Annotated in this window: 15 protein-coding genes; 6 read left to right on the top strand and 9 right to left on the bottom strand. The window is 65.1% G+C overall.

Annotation, left to right across the window (positions count from 1 at the left end; translation table 11 throughout):
* Positions 1-72: 72 nt before the first annotated feature.
* Positions 73-699 (top strand): LysE family translocator, encoded by a 627-nt coding sequence (locus tag DJFAAGMI_RS16725; protein WP_211457991.1) that lies wholly within the window; start codon positions 73-75, stop codon positions 697-699.
* A 114-nt stretch (positions 700-813) separates the two neighbouring features.
* Here DJFAAGMI_RS16725 and pntB read toward each other — a convergent pair whose 3' ends face one another.
* Complete coding sequence (pntB, locus tag DJFAAGMI_RS16730; RefSeq protein ID WP_211457992.1) at positions 814-2229, bottom strand: Re/Si-specific NAD(P)(+) transhydrogenase subunit beta; 1416 nt, start codon at positions 2227-2229, stop codon at positions 814-816.
* A gap of 27 nt (positions 2230-2256) precedes the next feature.
* Positions 2257-3906, bottom strand: a complete 1650-nt coding sequence (locus DJFAAGMI_RS16735; RefSeq protein ID WP_249334486.1) for a Re/Si-specific NAD(P)(+) transhydrogenase subunit alpha — start codon at positions 3904-3906, stop codon at positions 2257-2259.
* A 342-nt stretch (positions 3907-4248) separates the two neighbouring features.
* Here DJFAAGMI_RS16735 and DJFAAGMI_RS16740 point away from each other — a divergent pair, with 342 nt between their 5' ends.
* The 3 genes from DJFAAGMI_RS16740 to DJFAAGMI_RS16750 all read left to right on the top strand — a co-directional run bounded on the left by DJFAAGMI_RS16740 (position 4249) and on the right by DJFAAGMI_RS16750 (position 6672).
* Positions 4249-4887 carry an MBL fold metallo-hydrolase gene (locus DJFAAGMI_RS16740; protein WP_087085397.1) on the top strand — a complete coding sequence of 213 codons (639 nt, stop codon included), beginning with the start codon at positions 4249-4251 and terminating at the stop codon, positions 4885-4887.
* Positions 4888-4979: 92 nt separating this feature from the next.
* Positions 4980-5462: a hypothetical protein gene (locus DJFAAGMI_RS16745; protein ID WP_240154448.1), complete on the top strand. Its 483-nt coding sequence runs from the start codon at positions 4980-4982 to the stop codon at positions 5460-5462.
* A 124-nt stretch (positions 5463-5586) separates the two neighbouring features.
* Positions 5587-6672: a hypothetical protein gene (locus tag DJFAAGMI_RS16750; protein WP_211457993.1), complete on the top strand. Its 1086-nt coding sequence runs from the start codon at positions 5587-5589 to the stop codon at positions 6670-6672.
* A 15-nt stretch (positions 6673-6687) separates the two neighbouring features.
* Here DJFAAGMI_RS16750 and DJFAAGMI_RS16755 read toward each other — a convergent pair whose 3' ends face one another.
* Complete coding sequence (locus DJFAAGMI_RS16755; protein WP_211457994.1) at positions 6688-7350, bottom strand: pseudouridine synthase; 663 nt, start codon at positions 7348-7350, stop codon at positions 6688-6690.
* 49 nt (positions 7351-7399) lie between these two features.
* The gene (locus tag DJFAAGMI_RS16760; RefSeq protein ID WP_211457995.1) at positions 7400-8314 is read right to left on the bottom strand and encodes a LysR family transcriptional regulator; all 915 of its coding nucleotides are present in this window, start codon (positions 8312-8314) and stop codon (positions 7400-7402) included.
* A gap of 77 nt (positions 8315-8391) precedes the next feature.
* On the opposite strand from DJFAAGMI_RS16760, the gene DJFAAGMI_RS16765 reads away from it, so the two are divergent.
* Positions 8392-8859: a CidA/LrgA family protein gene (locus DJFAAGMI_RS16765; RefSeq protein WP_211457996.1), complete on the top strand. Its 468-nt coding sequence runs from the start codon at positions 8392-8394 to the stop codon at positions 8857-8859.
* A 3-nt stretch (positions 8860-8862) separates the two neighbouring features.
* Complete coding sequence (locus DJFAAGMI_RS16770; protein WP_059441595.1) at positions 8863-9558, top strand: LrgB family protein; 696 nt, start codon at positions 8863-8865, stop codon at positions 9556-9558.
* A gap of 36 nt (positions 9559-9594) precedes the next feature.
* On the opposite strand, the gene DJFAAGMI_RS16775 is transcribed toward DJFAAGMI_RS16770, so the two are convergent.
* The 5 genes from DJFAAGMI_RS16775 to DJFAAGMI_RS16795 all read right to left on the bottom strand — a co-directional run bounded on the left by DJFAAGMI_RS16775 (position 9595) and on the right by DJFAAGMI_RS16795 (position 15436).
* Positions 9595-10623, bottom strand: coding sequence for a cyclase family protein (locus DJFAAGMI_RS16775; protein ID WP_211457997.1), 1029 nt, complete (start codon positions 10621-10623; stop codon positions 9595-9597).
* Positions 10624-10683: 60 nt separating this feature from the next.
* On the bottom strand, positions 10684-11394 hold the full coding sequence (locus DJFAAGMI_RS16780; RefSeq protein WP_211457998.1) for a DsbA family oxidoreductase: 711 nt from the start codon (positions 11392-11394) through the stop codon (positions 10684-10686).
* Positions 11395-11486: 92 nt separating this feature from the next.
* Positions 11487-12368, bottom strand: a complete 882-nt coding sequence (locus tag DJFAAGMI_RS16785) for a LysR family transcriptional regulator (protein WP_211457999.1) — start codon at positions 12366-12368, stop codon at positions 11487-11489.
* 134 nt (positions 12369-12502) lie between these two features.
* Entirely contained in the window at positions 12503-13951 is a 1449-nt protein-coding gene (locus DJFAAGMI_RS16790) for an aldehyde dehydrogenase family protein (protein WP_211458000.1), read from the bottom strand.
* Positions 13952-14098: 147 nt separating this feature from the next.
* Entirely contained in the window at positions 14099-15436 is a 1338-nt protein-coding gene (locus DJFAAGMI_RS16795) for an enolase C-terminal domain-like protein (protein WP_211458001.1), read from the bottom strand.
* Positions 15437-15450 lie beyond the last annotated feature (14 nt).

The raw sequence follows: 15450 nt of genomic DNA on the forward strand, positions 1-15450 counted from the left end.
GGCGAATATTGAGAGCACATTCTCGCTCCTCTTCCATATTCTCTCGGCATCAACGCTTTTCGAGGGAATTTCGTGTCCTACGCCGCCTTGACCGCCTTCTGGGCCGTCTCCTTTCTTCTGGTGCTCACGCCCGGGGCCGACTGGGCCTATGTGATCTCGGCCGGTCTGCGCGGCAGGCGACTGGTGCTGCCTGCCACGCTGGGCCTGGCCTGCGGCGCGCTGCTGGCCACGCTGGCAGTGGCTGCGGGCGTAGGCGCCCTGGTCGCACGCAACCCGGCCCTGCTGACCGCCTTGACGGCCACCGGCGCCCTGTACCTTGCCTGGATGGGCGTGGGCCTGTGGCGCAGCCCGGCCGCCATCAGCCGTGCCGCAGATGCCGAGACCGGCACGCGCTGGCACTGGACGGTCAAGGGAGCCAGCGTCAGCGGCCTCAACCCCAAACAGCTGTTGCTGCTGCTGGCCTTGCTGCCGCAGTTTGTGCGGCCCGCCGAGGGCTGGCCGGTGTTTGCGCAGATCATGGTGCTGGGCGCCGTCCATGCGGCCAGCTGTGCCGTGGTCTACTTCGGCGTGGGCTGGGGCTCGCAAAGCGTGCTGCGCTCGCGCCCCGCGGCCGCACTGGCCGTCTCGCGCCTGTCGGGGACGCTGATGCTGGTGATTGCCGCCGTGCTGCTGGGCGAGATCGCCGTCCAGCATCTCTGAAAGACAAAATGCCTGCGGCCGAACACCGCAGGCATTTCAGGAACAGACCCAGGCAGCGGGGACGCTCGGCCAGGGTAAGGCGCAGAGCGCCTCAGGGGCAGTTGCCCCATTTCATCAGCTCTTCAGAGCGCCCAGCACCTCGTCGAGCATCTTCTTGGCATCGCCGAACAGCATGCGGTTGTTGTCCTTGTAGAACAGCGGATTGTCCACGCCCGCATAGCCGGAGGCCATGGAGCGCTTCATCACGATGGAGGTCTTGGCCTTCCACACTTCCAGCACCGGCATGCCGGCAATGGGGCTCTCGGGGTCGTCCTGCGCCGCGGGGTTCACGATGTCGTTCGCGCCGATGACGATGGCCACATCGGTCTCGGGGAAGTCTTCGTTGATCTCGTCCATCTCCATCACGATGTCGTAGGGCACCTTGGCCTCGGCCAGCAGCACGTTCATGTGACCGGGCATGCGGCCTGCCACCGGATGGATGGCAAAGCGCACGGCGACGCCTTTTTCGCGCAGGGTCCTGGTGATTTCGTTGACCGTGTGCTGGGCCTGGGCCACGGCCATGCCGTAGCCGGGCACGATGATGGCGCTCTTGGCTTCGCGCAGCAGCTCTGCGGTCTCGGCTGCGCTGACGGGCGCCACTTCGCCCTGGGGCTCGGCAGCCGCAGCGGCACCGCCCTTCTTGGCCGGCGCGCCGGAGCCGAAGCCGCCCGCAATCACGCTGATGAAGTTGCGATTCATGGCCTGACACATGATGTAGCTCAGGATGGCACCCGAAGAGCCCACCAGCGCGCCCGTGACGATCAGCAGGTCATTGCCCAGCATGAAGCCGGTGGCCGCCGCCGCCCAGCCCGAGTAGCTGTTGAGCATGGACACCACCACGGGCATGTCGGCGCCACCGATGGCCATGACCATGTGCACGCCGAACAGCAGGGCGATGGCGGTCATCACGACCAGCGGCAACATGCCGTCGGCCACGGTTTCGGCATGCAAAAACTCGCGGCCGAACCAGATCACCACCAGCAGCGCAACCAGGTTGAGCCAGTGGCGTGCAGGCAGCAGCAGCGGCTTGCCGCCTATCCTGCCGTTGAGCTTGCCGAAGGCAATCAGCGAGCCCGAGAAGGTGACCGCGCCGATCAGGATGCCCACGTAGATCTCCACCTCGTGAATGGCTTTTTCTGCGCCAGCGAGCTGGATGGAGGTATCGACATAGCTGGCAAAGCCCACCAGACATGCCGCCAGACCGACCAGGCTGTGCATGAGGGCGACCAGCTCGGGCATCTGGGTCATCTTGACGACCTTGGCCGCATACAGGCCGATACCGCCGCCGACCACCAGCGCGCCGACGATCCAGGCGATGCCGCCGGCATCGACACGCGGGCCGAACACGGTGGCCAGCACGGCCAGCGCCATGCCGACCATGCCGAACAGATTGCCGCGGCGCGAGGTTTCGGGGTTAGACAGGCCGCCGAGGCTGAGGATGAACAAAATGGCAGCCCCCAGATAGGCCACCGTTGCGAGACTTTGGGACATGGTGTTTCTCTCTTGTGCTCGTTCTTCTTATTTGCGGAACATGGCCAGCATGCGACGTGTCACGGCAAAGCCGCCAAACATATTGACTGCAGTCAACACAAGCGCGGCAAAGGCCAGCCAGCGAATCAGCTCATCCGGACGGCCCGTGCCTGCCGTGCCCGGCGGAGCAATCTGCACCAGCGCGCCAATGGCGATGATGCTGGAGATGGCGTTGGTCACGCTCATCAGCGGCGTGTGCAGTGCAGGCGTCACATTCCACACCACCATGTAGCCGATGAAACAGGCCAGCACGAACACCGTGAAGTGCCCGAGGAAGGCCGCTGGCGCATAGGCGCCGATGAACCAGAAGGCCACGGCGGCAATCGCAAAAATAATGGCCAAGGTCTTGGCCGGCAGCGGTCCGGCAGCGCCGTGCCCATGGCCGCCTTTCTTCTGCTCCACCACAGCCGCAGCGGGCTTGGGGGCTGGCTTGGGTGCCTGGGCAATGGGCGGAGCAGGCCAGGTGATTTCGCCGTCCTTGACCACGGTCAGGCCGCGAATCGCATCGTCCTCCATATTCACCACGGCCACGCCATCCTTGGCCTTGCACAGCTCTTCCGTCAGGCGCAGCAGATTGGTCGCATACAGCGTTGACGACTGCTTGGCCAGGCGCGATGCGAGGTCGGTGTAGCCGATGATGGTCACGCCGTGGCGCACCACGGCCTCATTGGGCACGGTCAGCTCGCAGTTGCCGCCCTGCTCGGCCGCCATGTCGACGATCACGCTGCCGGGTTTCATGCTCTGCACCATCTCGGCCGTGATCAGCTTGGGCGCCGGTTTGCCGGGAATCAGCGCGGTGGTGATGATGATGTCGGCCTCCCTGGCCTGCTGGGCATACATCTGGCGCTGCGCGGCCTGGAAACCCTCGCTCATCACCTTGGCATAGCCACCGCCGCCGGCACCGTCTTCTTCGTAATCGACCTTGACGAACTCGCCGCCCAGCGAAGTGACCTGATCGGCCACCTCGGCACGCGTGTCGTTGGCGCGCACGATGGCGCCCAGGTTGGCGGCCGTGCCGATGGCCGACAGACCGGCCACGCCAGCGCCAGCAATGAAGACCTTGGCCGGTGGTACCTTGCCTGCCGCCGTGATCTGGCCGTTGAAATAGCGACCAAAGGCATTGGCGGCCTCGATCACGGCGCGATAGCCCGAGACGCCGGCCATCGAAGTCAGCGCATCCATCTTCTGCGCGCGGCTCAATGTCCGGGGCAGCGAGTCGATCGCCAGCACTGTCACCTTTTTGGCGGCCAGTTGCTGCATCAGATCGGGATTCTGCGCAGGCCAGATGAAGTCGATCAGGATCTGGCCTTCGCGCATCAGCGCGACTTCTTGTGGGGTGGGCGGGCGCACCTTGAAGATGATGTCGGCAGCAGCCCAGACCGCAGCAGCGTTGGGCAGCACCTCGGCACCCACTGCGCGATAAGCGTCATCGCTGAAGTTGGCGGCATCGCCGGCGCCCGATTCGATGGCGACCGAAAAACCCAGTTTGACGAGTTTTTCGACCACATCGGGCACGGTGGCCACACGCTTTTCCAACGGGAATGTTTCCCGCGGAATGCCGATGCGTTGGGCGCCAGAGCGCTGGGCGTCACCAAGCTGGGCGTCAGCGCCGCTCGGCTGGTTGGAAGAGGTAGACATGCAGAGTCTCCTGGAGTTTGAAAACGGTTTTCCTCCAGACCGACCCGTCCCCTGCCATTCCTGTCCGTGGGAGGAACTTGTATTGCATGGGCATTGGCACGGCCTGAACGATCTTGAAACTGTGTCGGGCCGCTTCCCATGAAGCGACTGCCCGCTGCCTTGCAGCACAAATACGTTTTAGCAGCCCGCACCAAAATGGGGCACTCGCATCCATGCTAGCTCAAATGAGGGATGACGCCAGAATCTGAGCGGGCATTTTTGATGCGCGTGTCATGCCGTGTCATGCTTGCGGGGTTCGCTGACCGCGAGACTACGCAAACGCCCGAAAAATACAAGTCACCCATGTTGCAATATCACACCGTCCCCGTCACCGCCTTTCAACAGAACTGCTCTCTCGTCTGGTGCGACCAGACCATGGATGCGGCCGTCATCGACCCCGGCGGAGATATCGAGCAGATCGAGTGGGAGGTGGAGCGCCTGGGCCTGAATCTCAAGGCCATCTGGATCACCCACGCCCATATCGACCATGCCGGCGGCACCAGCGAGCTGGCGGCCAAGCACGCGCTGCCCATCATCGGCCCGCATGAGGGCGATCAATTCTGGATCGACGGCCTGCCCCAGCAGGGCGCCATGTTCGGCTTTCCCCACTCCGACCCCTTTGTGCCCACGCGCTGGCTGCATGACGGCGACACCGTGACCATCGGCCAGGAAACGCTGAACGTGCGCCACTGCCCCGGCCACACACCCGGCCATGTGGTCTTCCACTCGCCACAGATCGACCGTGCCTTTGTCGGCGATGTGCTGTTTGCCGGCAGCATAGGCCGCACGGACTTCCCTCAGGGCAACCATCAGCAGCTGATCGACTCCATCGTGCAGCGCCTGTGGCCCATGGGCGATCAGACGATCTTCATCCCCGGGCATGGCCCCGAAAGCAGCTTTGGCCGCGAGCGCAAGCTCAACCCCTATGTCAGCGGGACCTGAAGCCTGACGGCCGAGGCTTGCGAAATCAGGTCTTCCGTAGCAGCATGCCCCTGTCACGCCTTGTGACATCACATCTGTTGGAGGGAGTTCGTATGCGCAATTTATGGAAAATTTGCCTGGTTTCAGCCCTGGTCAGCAGCTCATTGCCCGGCCTGGCACAGGCTCCGGCAGCGGCGCCTGCCGCACCTGCTGCCAAAACAGCCCCCATGCCCGCCAAGCCGGCGGCAGAACCGGCAGCCAAGGCTGCACCGGCCCCTGCCGCCGCCAAAGCGGACATGCAGACCTTTGTCTGCAAGGACGGCTCCACCATGAGCGCGGCATCCTCCAAAGGAGCTTGCTCGGGCCGCAAGGGCATTGATCAGGAGGCCACTGCCAAGGCTGCTGCAGGCGCCAAGCCGGCCGCGACCGCCGCACCTGGCGGCGGTGCAGGCAAGGTCTGGGCCAATGAGGACAGCAAGATCTATCACTGCCCCGGCACCCGTTTCTACGGCACGACCAAGAACGGCAAGTACATGAGCGAAGCCGATGCCAAGGCCGCCGGCATGCACGGCGCCAACAACAAGACCTGCAGCTGATCCGCAGCCTGCAAGCATCGCGCTGACCTGCGTTTGCAGGCAGCGCTTTTTTTCATGTAAAACACACTAGAACGCTTACCTATCAAGCGCAGACAGCTATCAATTCAAAAGGAAAATCGCGGGCATGAACTGGTTGGTCGGACTGGGTATCTTGTTGGTGGCAGCCTTGCTGCTATGGGCTTTTTCGGCGCTGTTCATCAGCATGCTCGCCGGCCTGGCGGTCAGCGCCCTGCTCTGGCAGCCGCTGCGCTGGTGGCGCAGCAGACAGTTGCTGAGCGAGCTGGAGCAGAACCCGGCCCTCGATATCCTGCAGCAGGCACACCCGCACCCGGCCCTGTTCCGCGTGCTGTCTGCCGCCGTGGTGCTGTCGGGCTGCCTGGTCATGCTGGTCACCCTGGTCCAACTGCCTGAGGATCTTTACTCGCCGCAGATACTGTCCCTGGGCAGCGGGCTGGCCTTTCTGGTTGCCGCCAGCACGCTGATCAAGCTCATGGGTCATCTCGTCAGCGAGGGCGAAGACGCGGCGGCCGGCTGGTCGCTGGCCGCCGGCATCGTGCCCATGCTGTCGCTGGTGGCGCTGATGTTCGTCGCGCCCAATACCGCAGGCTGGATCGCCTGGCGCGACCAGTGGCGCGGCTATGCCAGCACCCAGCTGCGCGTGCCGCTCAAGGCTGACGACGCAGAGCACCGCCAGGCTCTGCTGCAACTGGTGCAGCCCTTGCTGCAGCAAGGCAGCCGCATCATCAGCCACCGCGAGCGCTCGCGCAACGGCAGCAGCTACACCCTGCTGTCTGCGGTACCGGCTTTCTATCGCTTTCACGAAGGCGCGCTGGAGCTGCAACTCGCGGGACTGATGCCCGATCAGCAGCTGCAAAGACACCAGACGGTGCTGAATCTGGTGGCCAACGGCGACGTACCCAGTGCGAGCTTGCTGGCCTATGCGCAATGCCAGCCTTCGCTCGAAAAAATGGCGCGCAGTCGTCTGCTGAGCCAGGGGCGGGATCTGATGCAGCAGATGCGGACCTGCCTGCGAAGCAAGGAGGCATCGCTGCGCTCCACCATGCAGCTGCTGCAAGGGCAGCTGGAGCCTGCACAGGTTCAAGCCACCAGGTTCAACCCCAAGCGCAGCAACTGGCTGCAATGGGCAGGCTGGAAAGCCGCAGAGCTGCCCCAGGAAGAGGAGTTGCAGGAGCTGGACATGCTGCGCTGAACCCCGGCTGCGCCACTAGAGCGGCAGCACATCCAGCCACTGGCCGGGCTCCAGCCCTTCGATCGAGTAAGGCCCCACGGCCATGCGCACCAGGCGCAGCGTGGGATGGCCGACGGCAGCGGTCATGCGGCGCACCTGGCGGTTCTTTCCCTCGCGGATGATGAGCTCGATCCAGCAATCGGGAATGTTCTGGCGCACGCGAATCGGCGGGTTGCGCGGCCACATGCCGGGCTGGGGTTCTATCAGGCGGGCCCTCGCAGGCAGGGTCTTGCCGTCGCTCAATTCGACGCCATCGCGCAAGCGCTGCAGCGCGGCTTCGTCTGGCACGCCTTCGACCTGCACCCAGTAGGTCTTCTCCATCTTGTGGCGCGGGTCGGCAATGCGGGCCTGCAACTGGCCGTCATTGGTCAGCAGCAGCAGACCTTCGCTGTCGGCATCGAGCCGGCCCGCCACATAGACGCCGGGCACATCGATCCAGTCCTTGAGGCCCTGCCATTTGCCCTCGGGCGTGAACTGGCTGAGCACTCCATAGGGCTTGTGAAAACACAGCAGGCGCGTGTGCTCGGGCCGGGACGCGGGCTGGCGCACCGCAGTGCTGCGGCGCAAGTTACTGGAGCGATTGGAAGAGAACGGGCGAGGCATGGCTGCCAGCTTAGCAACAAAGGCCGGGACTGACATCAAGCATCAAAAAGCCTTGTATCGCTTACTGGACATGCGAATACAGCTATCAGTTTTGAAAATCCGGAAAAGCCGCCCCCAGCAGCGGCTGCGGATACACCTCACGCACGCAGTCCAGCCAGGCCTGGGCCGCGCGCGACAGATAGCCGGGCCGCCACATCAGCGCCACATCCCAGGGGATCTCGGGCTCCACCAGGGGTCGGCTGGCCACACGCTGCGGGTCATAGCGCGCGATGACATGCTCGAACATCACGGCCACACCCACCTGGGCCGCGACCAGATGGCCGATGAAGTCCCAGTAGCGTGTCTGCAGCTTGACCTGGGGCGTGAAGCCCGCCGCCTCGCATTGCTGCAGCACATGCTCGTGCAGTGCAAAGTCCGAGGTATAGAGCACAAACGGCAGGTCGCGCAGATCGCTCCAGCGTATGGGCTGCCCGGGGTCAGCCACCTGCTGGGCAGGCAGCACCACGCGCGTCTTCTGGCGCGCCACCGTGTAGCGCTCCAGCGCTGGGTCAGGGGCCGCGAACAGGCCCAGCGCCATGTCCAGCTTGCCTTCCTGGATCAGCTGGTACTGGGCGCGCGCGCCCTGCTCGTTGACCTGCAGATTCACGCCCGGATAGCGCTGCTGGAACAGTGCGATCACCGGCGCCATGTAGTGCCCCGTGGTGGGCATGATGCCCAGGGACAGCTCGCCGCGCGTGATGTGGTCCACCTCGGCCACCTGACGCCGCAGTAGCTGGGCCTGCTCCAGAATCTCCAGCCCGCGGTCATAGACCACCTGACCTGCGTCGGTCAGCTGCACGCCCCGGCCTTCGCGCAGCAGCAGGCGGCCACCGAATTCGTCCTCCAGCGCCTTGACCATCTTGCTGATGGTTGGCTGGGTCACGTGCAAGGCGTCGGCCGCGCGGGTAAAGCCGTTCTGGCGCACGACCTCGATGAAGTAACGCAAGGCACGCAGATCCATGACAATTCCTTTTACGCATGGAAAAAATGAGAATAAGTCATTTTATGAATATAGGTGAAAACCCTAGAATCAAATCCATGTCACAGATTCCGGAAGCTGCCACCCCTCGCGCCCAGGGCGGCAGCCATTCTTTTGCCCAGACTCTCTTGCAACTGCTCAAGGCCGTGCTGCAAGTGTGCCTGCTCAGCGCCATCTGGATTGCCATGGATGTGCTGCGCCAGCATTTCGGCTGGAGCATGCCGGCCGGCCTGATCGGTTTCGGCCTGCTTGCGGTGGGGCTGTTCTCGGGCCTGGTCAAGGCGCGCTGGCTGCAAAGCGGCACCAACTGGCTGCTGGCCGAGATGCTGCTGTTCTTTGTGCCCGCCATGCTGGTGGTCACTGAATACCCCGATCTGATCCGCCATCAAGGCCTGCGCATCCTGGCCGTCATCGTGGCCAGCACGGCCTGTGTGATGGGAGTGACCGCACTGGCGGTCGATCGCGTCTACCGCTTCGAGCTGTGGCTGGCAAGGCGCAGGTCCGGCCGCGAAGCCGGCAAGGAGTAAGCCATGCTGTCGAACGAAGTCATCGGTCTGCTCTCGCTGCTGACCACCGTGGCCTGTTACTGGGTCAACAAACGCCTGTACCGCAAGCATCCCCACCCGCTGCTGATGCCCATCGTTGCCACGCCCATGGTGCTGATCGGCCTGTCGCTGCTGACCCATGTCAGCTACCCCCAGTACATTGCCCAGACGCACTGGCTGGTCTGGCTTCTGGGTCCCACCACCGTGGCCTTTGCGCTGCCGCTGTACGAGAACCGCAAGCTGCTGCGCAAGCACTGGATGTCGATTGCCACCGGCGTGGTCGTGGCCAGCCTGGTGTCCATCTCCACCACCATCGCGTTTGCCGATATGTTCGGCCTGTCCGAGGCGCTGCAAAAAGGCCTGGCCGTGCGCAGCATCACGACACCGTTTGCGATCGAGGCCGAGAAAGTGCTGGGCGGTCCCACCGATCTGGCGGCCCTGTTCGTGCTGCTGACCGGTGTCAGCGCCATGCTGCTGGGCGAGACCGTGCTGCGTGTGCTGCCCCGCATCCGCAGCAAGCTGGCCACGGGTGCCAGCTGGGGCGGAGCCGCCCATGGCAGCGGCGTGGCCCGCGCGCGCCAGGCCGGCGAAGTGCAGGCCGTGATGGCATCGCTGGTGATGATGATTGCCGGTGCCGTCAACGTGCTGGCCGCCCCCTGGGTGCGCACATTGTTTTTCTGAGCGGCGCACGGGGACTGGCTCCGGCAAGCGCCGCTCTCAGCGCACCGGAATGGCGATCGGGCGCAGCGGCGCGGCGTCGCCGCCGCGGATCTTGAGCGGCCCTCCGATGAAGGCGAACTCATAGACCTTGTCGCGCGAGAGTGCGTCCAGGGCCACCAGCTCCATGATGGGTATGCCTTGCTGGGCCAGCAGATAGCTGTGCAGCGGCACATAGTCGTCGTCCACCTCGGAGGGGAAGGTCTCCAGGCTCAGATTGTCGGCGCCGACGATCATGGCACCCGCATCCTCGGCCAGAAAGCGGGCCGCATCCGGGCCCAGCCCTGGCGGCTTGGCCATATAAGCCTGGGGCTGCTCGTAGAGCTTCATGCGGCCCGTGCGAATCAGCACGATATCGCCCTTTTGCAGCGTCACGTTCTGGCGGGCCAGCGCCTCCTTGAGGTCCTGGCGCGTGATCCTGTACTGGTCGGGCAGCATGTCGACGCCCTTGGCCGCAGCCACGTCAATCAGCACGCCGCGCGCCACCAGTGGCGGGAATTTCTCTATGCCTGTGCGCTGCCAGCCGCGGTCGCCCAGATGCTCGTCGGCACTGAAGCCGTTCCAGATCCTGCCGCGTATGCCGAAGTGGTTGAGTGCGTCGATGTGCGTGCCCGTATGGCTGTACATGGAGAACGCCGTGCCCGTGTAGCTGCGCGTGGCATTCATGCTCTTGCCCACGTTCATGGGGTCGTCCACCACGGTGCCGCGTGGCGTGTGCGTCATCCAGAACTGGTAGTGCGGATCGCCGGCGTCCTGCCAGCTCGGCATGCCCACGTAGTACTCGGTGGCGAGGTCATAGACCTGGCCGCCTGTAATGCGCTGCAGGATGGCGGCGCGCGAGGCAGGCGTGATCAGATTCAGGCGGCCGATCTCGTCGCCCGGACCCCAGGGGCTGGTGCCCACATCCTGGCCGGCACCGGCCGGGAGCGTGTGGCCGCCGTGGGCATGAGCCAGGCCGGAAAACGCTGCTGCCATCGCGAGCAACAGGGAGGGCAAGCGCCGGACACGGGCGCGGAAAGCAAAGTTCATGAGTGTTTCCTAGGAAGCGGTGCACCTTGCGGCGCGAGTGAGAAAGTGAGAGGAAATGGCTTAGCCCACCAGGGCGCGCAGCCGCTCGCGCAGCAGGTCCAGGGGCTGGGTCTGCAGCGGTGGCAGCCCCTGGGCGATCAAGGTGGGAATGCTGCGCAGGCCCAGGTGCCGGGCCAGTGCGAGGTCCTGGTGAACCATGTTCAAGGCCTCGGCACTTTCCATGCAGCGTGCAAAAGCATTGCGCTCGAAGCCGGTGTGCGTGGCGATGTCCAGCAGCACCTCGGCGTCGCCTATGTTGCGATGGGCGCTCATATGGGCGTGCTGTATGGCATCGAACAGATTCCAGTGAGCCTCGTCGCCCTCGAGCATCTGGGCGGCCTGGCAGGCCAGTGCGCCGGCCAGGCCGCTGGGGTACTCGAAGCTTTCGCGGCGCATGCCTTCGATGTCGATGCGCTGGGTGTCGTCATGCTGCGCGCAGGCCTCCCAGTGCCCGAGAATGGTTTGCTTGGCCTGCTCCATGGAGCCAAACCTGGCCACCATTTCGGCGCGGGAAGCTTGCAGCACAAAGCTGCGCTGACGTACGCGCAAGCCCAGCTCGCGGGCCACCTGGCGCAGGCGCGGCGACATCACATAGCACCAGCCGCAAACCACGTCGTGGAAGAAATCGATGACGGGAGCAGCCTGCGCTGCCGCGGACAGGACCGGGTCAGGGGCTGGATGGGCTGCGACCTGCGCGGGCAGAGCGCAGGAAAAATCATGGCATTGCGTCATGCTTGTGTCCTTCATGGCTGATGGACAGCAAGCGTAGGGCGCAGGCCTCGCAGGAGTAAGAGGCCTGCGCTTGAGAGACTCTTAATCCGGCGTCAAGAATCGCCGCCCATGGCCGCAGGCAGCTCTTCTGCCAGAAAGTCCACAAAGGCGCGCACCTTGGGCAGCAGGTGGCGTTGCGTCGGGTAGACCACATAGACATGGCGTGGCGGCTCTGCCCAGTCTTGCAGGCTCAATGCCTCCAGCTGGCCCTGAGCGATGGCGGGCCGGGCCAGAAAGGACGGCAGTGCACCAATGCCGAGGCCGGCCACCAGCAGCTGCCGCAACATCAGGCTGTTGTTGACGCTGGCGCGTGCGTCACCCGGTGCCTGCAGGCCGTCATCGGCCTGAGCCAGGCTGTAATTCAGCAGCGCATGGTCGCGCAGCGCTGCCACGCTGGCCGGACGGCCGTGTTGCTGCAGGTAGGCCGGCGACGCGCACAACATTTGCGACAGCGAGGCCAGACGCCGCGCAATCAGTGATGAATCAGCCAGTTCGGCGCTCAGGCGTATGGAGACATCAAAGCCCTGGCCCACAGCGTCCACCAGCCGGTCTTCCATGGATAGGTCGATCTGCAACAGCGGGTGGCGCTGCATGAAGCGCGCCAGCAGCGGCGCCAGCGTGCTCAGCGCAAACGACAGCGGCGCGTTCACGCGCAGCCGCCCCGTCACCTGCTGGGACTGCGCCCGCACTGACTGCTCCAGCATGTCAAAGCCATCGAGCAGCCGACAGCATTCGGCGTAGTAGGCCCGGCCGGTATCGGTCAGGCTCATGCGGCGCGTGGTGCGCTGGATCAGCACCGCACCCAGCTGCGCCTCCAGCGCGCGCAACTGCTTGCTGAGGGCCGCCGAGGAAAGATCGAGTGCATCGGCTGCCCTGGCGATGCTGCCCAGTTCGACAATGCGCCTGAAGGCGCGCAAAGGGGTGAGCGAATCCATGGAAGAGAAGAGCGAGAAACTGGGCCGCAGCGTAGCAGCTTTCGCTGCAGGGTCGACGCGACCGGGGCGGGCTCGCTCTTCTTCTGAAACGTGGACTGCTCAAGCCCTGCCGCGGGCTCGAGCGGTCCCAAGCATCACGCCAGCGTATAGGCCGTCTTCACCGTGGTGTAGAACTCCTGGGCATAGCGCCCCTGCTCGCGCGGGCCGTAGCTGCTGCCCTTGCGACCGCCAAACGGCACGTGGTAGTCCACACCCGCTGTGGGCAGATTGACCATGACCATGCCAGCCTGGCTGTGGCGCTTGAAGTGCGTGGCGTACTTGAGGCTGGTGGTCGCAATGCCGGCCGACAGGCCGAACGGCGTGTCGTTGGATACGGCCAGTGCTTCGTCGTAGTCCTTGACGCGGATCACGCTGGCCACGGGGCCGAAGACTTCTTCGCGGTTGATGCGCATGCCGGCTTCGGTGTCCACAAACAACGTGGGCGCCATGTAGAAGCCGTCCTTGCCGCTGCCCGTGTGGCAGGCGACGCGGGCGCCACCGGCCGCCAGGCGCGCGCCTTCGGCCTTGGCGATCTCCACGTAGCTCAGGTCCTGCTCCAGCTGGGCCTGGCTGACCACGGGGCCCATGTCGGTGCCGGCGGCGCGTGCGTCACCGACCTTGATTTGGGCCATGCGCGCCTGCAGGGCCTCGATGAAGGCGGGGTAGATCTTGTCGGTGACGATAAGGCGGCTGGAGGCCGTGCAGCGCTGGCCGGTGGAGTAGAAGCCGCTTTGCGCCGACAGTTCCACGGCCTGGTTCAGGTCGGCATCGTCCAGCACGATCTGGGGGTTCTTGCCGCCCATTTCCAGCTGCACCTTCTTGCCGCTTTTGACGCAGGCTTCGGCAATGCCGCGGCCCACGCCGGTCGAACCCGTGAAGCTGATGGCCGCCACATCGGCGTGATTCACCAGGGCTTCGCCGATCACGCGGCCCGGGCCCATGACCAGGTTGAAGACGCCGGCGGGGATGCCGCTGCGATGGATGATGTCGGCCAGGGCCCAGGCGCTGCCGGGCACCAGGTCGGCGGGTTTCAGCACCACGCAGTTGCCAAAGGCGAGGGCCGGAGCGATCTTCCAGGCCGGGATGGCGATGGGGAAGTTCCAGGGCGTGATCAGCCCGACCACACCAATCGGCTCGCGCGTGATTTCCACACCGATGCCGGGGCGCACCGAAGGCACGGTGTCGCCAGTGAGGCGCAGGCATTCACCAGCAAAGAACTTGAAGATCTGGCCGGCGCGGCCGACTTCGCCAATGGCTTCGGGCAGGGTCTTGCCTTCTTCGCGCGCCAGCAGCTCGCCCAGCTCGGCCTTGCGCGTCAGGATTTCCGTGCCGATCTTGTCCAGGGCGTCGGAACGCGCCTGGATGCCCGAGGTGGACCAGGCCGGGAACGCGGCGGTGGCGGCTGCCACGGCGGCCTGCACATCCTCGGCACCGCCCTGGGCGTACTCGCCGATCACATCAGACAGGTCGCTGGGGTTGGTATTGGGGCTGTAGGTGGTGGCGGCCGTCCATTGGCCGTTGATGAGGTTGTCGTAGCGGGACATGGAGTTCTCCGTAAGAAAAAGAGGAACGCGAAGCAAGCGTCGTGCAAATCAGGGCGCAGCCCAGGCCAGAGACGCCGAGCAAGGGCCGCCCCGCAGCGATGGCGCGTCCCCCTGGGGGGAAGGCGCGCAGCGCCTCAGGGGGAGGCATCACCTCACCATGCAAGGCCGTTTGTTGTCGAACTTCCAGCCGGGGATCAGGTGCTGCATGGCGATGGCGTCGTCGCGCGCGCCCAGGCCGTGTTCCAGGTACAGGGCGTTGGCGCGCTTGAGGGCTTCGCGGTCCACGGTCACGCCCAGGCCGGGGGTCTTGGGCACTTCCACAAAACCGCCCTTGATCTGCAGCGGGTTCTGCGTGAGGTACTGGCCGTCCTGCCAGATCCAGTGCGTGTCGATGGCCGTGACCTTGCCGGGCACGGCGGCGGCCACGTGGGTGAACATGGCCAGCGAGATGTCGAAGTGGTTGTTGGAGTGCGAACCCCAGGTCAGGCCCCAGTCGCGGCAGGTCTGGCCCACGCGCACCGAGCCGGCCATGGTCCAGAAATGGGGGTCGGCCAGAGGGATGTCCACGGACTGCAGCGACAGGGCGTGCACCATCTGGCGCCAGTCGGTGGCGACCATGTTGGTGGCCGTGGGCAGGCCGGTGGCGCGGCGGAATTCAGCCATGACTTCACGGCCCGAGAAGCCGCCTTCGGCGCCGCAGGGGTCTTCGGCATAGGCCAGCACGCCGCGCATGTCGCGCATCAGGCGGATGGCGTCCTTGAGCAGCCAGCCGCCGTTGGGGTCCAGGGTGACGCGGGCATCTGGGAAGCGTTTCGCCAGGGCCGTCACGGCTTCGACTTCCTGCTCGCCGGCCAGCACGCCGCCCTTGAGCTTGAAGTCGTTGAAGCCGTAGCGGGCGTAGGCGGCTTCTGCCTGGCGCACGATGGTCTCGGGCGTCATGGCCGTCATGTGGCGCACCTGGGTCCAGTCGTCGGTGCCCAGCTTGTCTTCGCCGGGCTTGACGTAGTCCAGGCCGGTCTTGTCGCTGGGGCCCACGAAGAACAGGTAGCCCAGCATTTCCACGCGCTCGCGTTGCTGGCCTTCGCCCAGCAACGCGGCCACGGGCACACCCAGGTGCTGGCCCAGCAGGTCCAGCAGGGCGGATTCGATGGCCGTGACCGCATGCACGCCGATGCGCAGATCGAACGTCTGCAGGCCGCGGCCACCGGTGTCTCGGCCTTCCAGGGATTTCTGCACCTCTTGCAGCAGCTGCAGGTGCTGGCCGATGGAGCGGCCGATCAGCACCTGCTGGCTGTCCTCCAGCGCCTGGCGGATGCCTTCGCCGCCCGGTACCTCGCCCACTCCCGTACGGCCCGCGCTGTCGTGCACCAGCACGACGTTGCGGGTGAAGTAGGGCGCATGCGCGCCGCTGAGGTTCATAAGCATGCCGTCGCGGCCGGCGACGGGGATGACTTCAATGGCGGTGATGGTCGGGGTAGTGGACATGGGAAGGCTCTTCA

The organism is Comamonas brasiliensis (genome assembly GCF_018292285.1).
GTDB classification, from domain to species: Bacteria; Pseudomonadota; Gammaproteobacteria; order Burkholderiales; family Burkholderiaceae_C; genus Comamonas; species Comamonas brasiliensis.

Excerpts from the sequence above, each read along its gene's own strand:
- DJFAAGMI_RS16735 (WP_249334486.1), bottom strand. The coding sequence starts at position 3,906 with ATGTCTACCTCTTCCAACCAGCCGAGCGGCGCTGACGCCCAGCTTGGT.
- DJFAAGMI_RS16785 (WP_211457999.1), bottom strand. The coding sequence starts at position 12,368 with ATGGATTCGCTCACCCCTTTGCGCGCCTTCAGGCGCATTGTCGAACTG.
- DJFAAGMI_RS16750 (WP_211457993.1), top strand. The coding sequence starts at position 5,587 with ATGAACTGGTTGGTCGGACTGGGTATCTTGTTGGTGGCAGCCTTGCTG.
- DJFAAGMI_RS16770 (WP_059441595.1), top strand. The coding sequence starts at position 8,863 with ATGCTGTCGAACGAAGTCATCGGTCTGCTCTCGCTGCTGACCACCGTG.
- DJFAAGMI_RS16765 (WP_211457996.1), top strand. The coding sequence starts at position 8,392 with ATGTCACAGATTCCGGAAGCTGCCACCCCTCGCGCCCAGGGCGGCAGC.
- DJFAAGMI_RS16740 (WP_087085397.1), top strand. The coding sequence starts at position 4,249 with ATGTTGCAATATCACACCGTCCCCGTCACCGCCTTTCAACAGAACTGC.
- DJFAAGMI_RS16755 (WP_211457994.1), bottom strand. The coding sequence starts at position 7,350 with ATGTCAGTCCCGGCCTTTGTTGCTAAGCTGGCAGCCATGCCTCGCCCG.
- DJFAAGMI_RS16795 (WP_211458001.1), bottom strand. The coding sequence starts at position 15,436 with ATGTCCACTACCCCGACCATCACCGCCATTGAAGTCATCCCCGTCGCC.
- DJFAAGMI_RS16745 (WP_240154448.1), top strand. The coding sequence starts at position 4,980 with ATGCGCAATTTATGGAAAATTTGCCTGGTTTCAGCCCTGGTCAGCAGC.
- DJFAAGMI_RS16780 (WP_211457998.1), bottom strand. The coding sequence starts at position 11,394 with ATGACGCAATGCCATGATTTTTCCTGCGCTCTGCCCGCGCAGGTCGCA.
- DJFAAGMI_RS16790 (WP_211458000.1), bottom strand. The coding sequence starts at position 13,951 with ATGTCCCGCTACGACAACCTCATCAACGGCCAATGGACGGCCGCCACC.
- DJFAAGMI_RS16760 (WP_211457995.1), bottom strand. The coding sequence starts at position 8,314 with ATGGATCTGCGTGCCTTGCGTTACTTCATCGAGGTCGTGCGCCAGAAC.
- DJFAAGMI_RS16775 (WP_211457997.1), bottom strand. The coding sequence starts at position 10,623 with ATGAACTTTGCTTTCCGCGCCCGTGTCCGGCGCTTGCCCTCCCTGTTG.
- pntB (WP_211457992.1), bottom strand. The coding sequence starts at position 2,229 with ATGTCCCAAAGTCTCGCAACGGTGGCCTATCTGGGGGCTGCCATTTTG.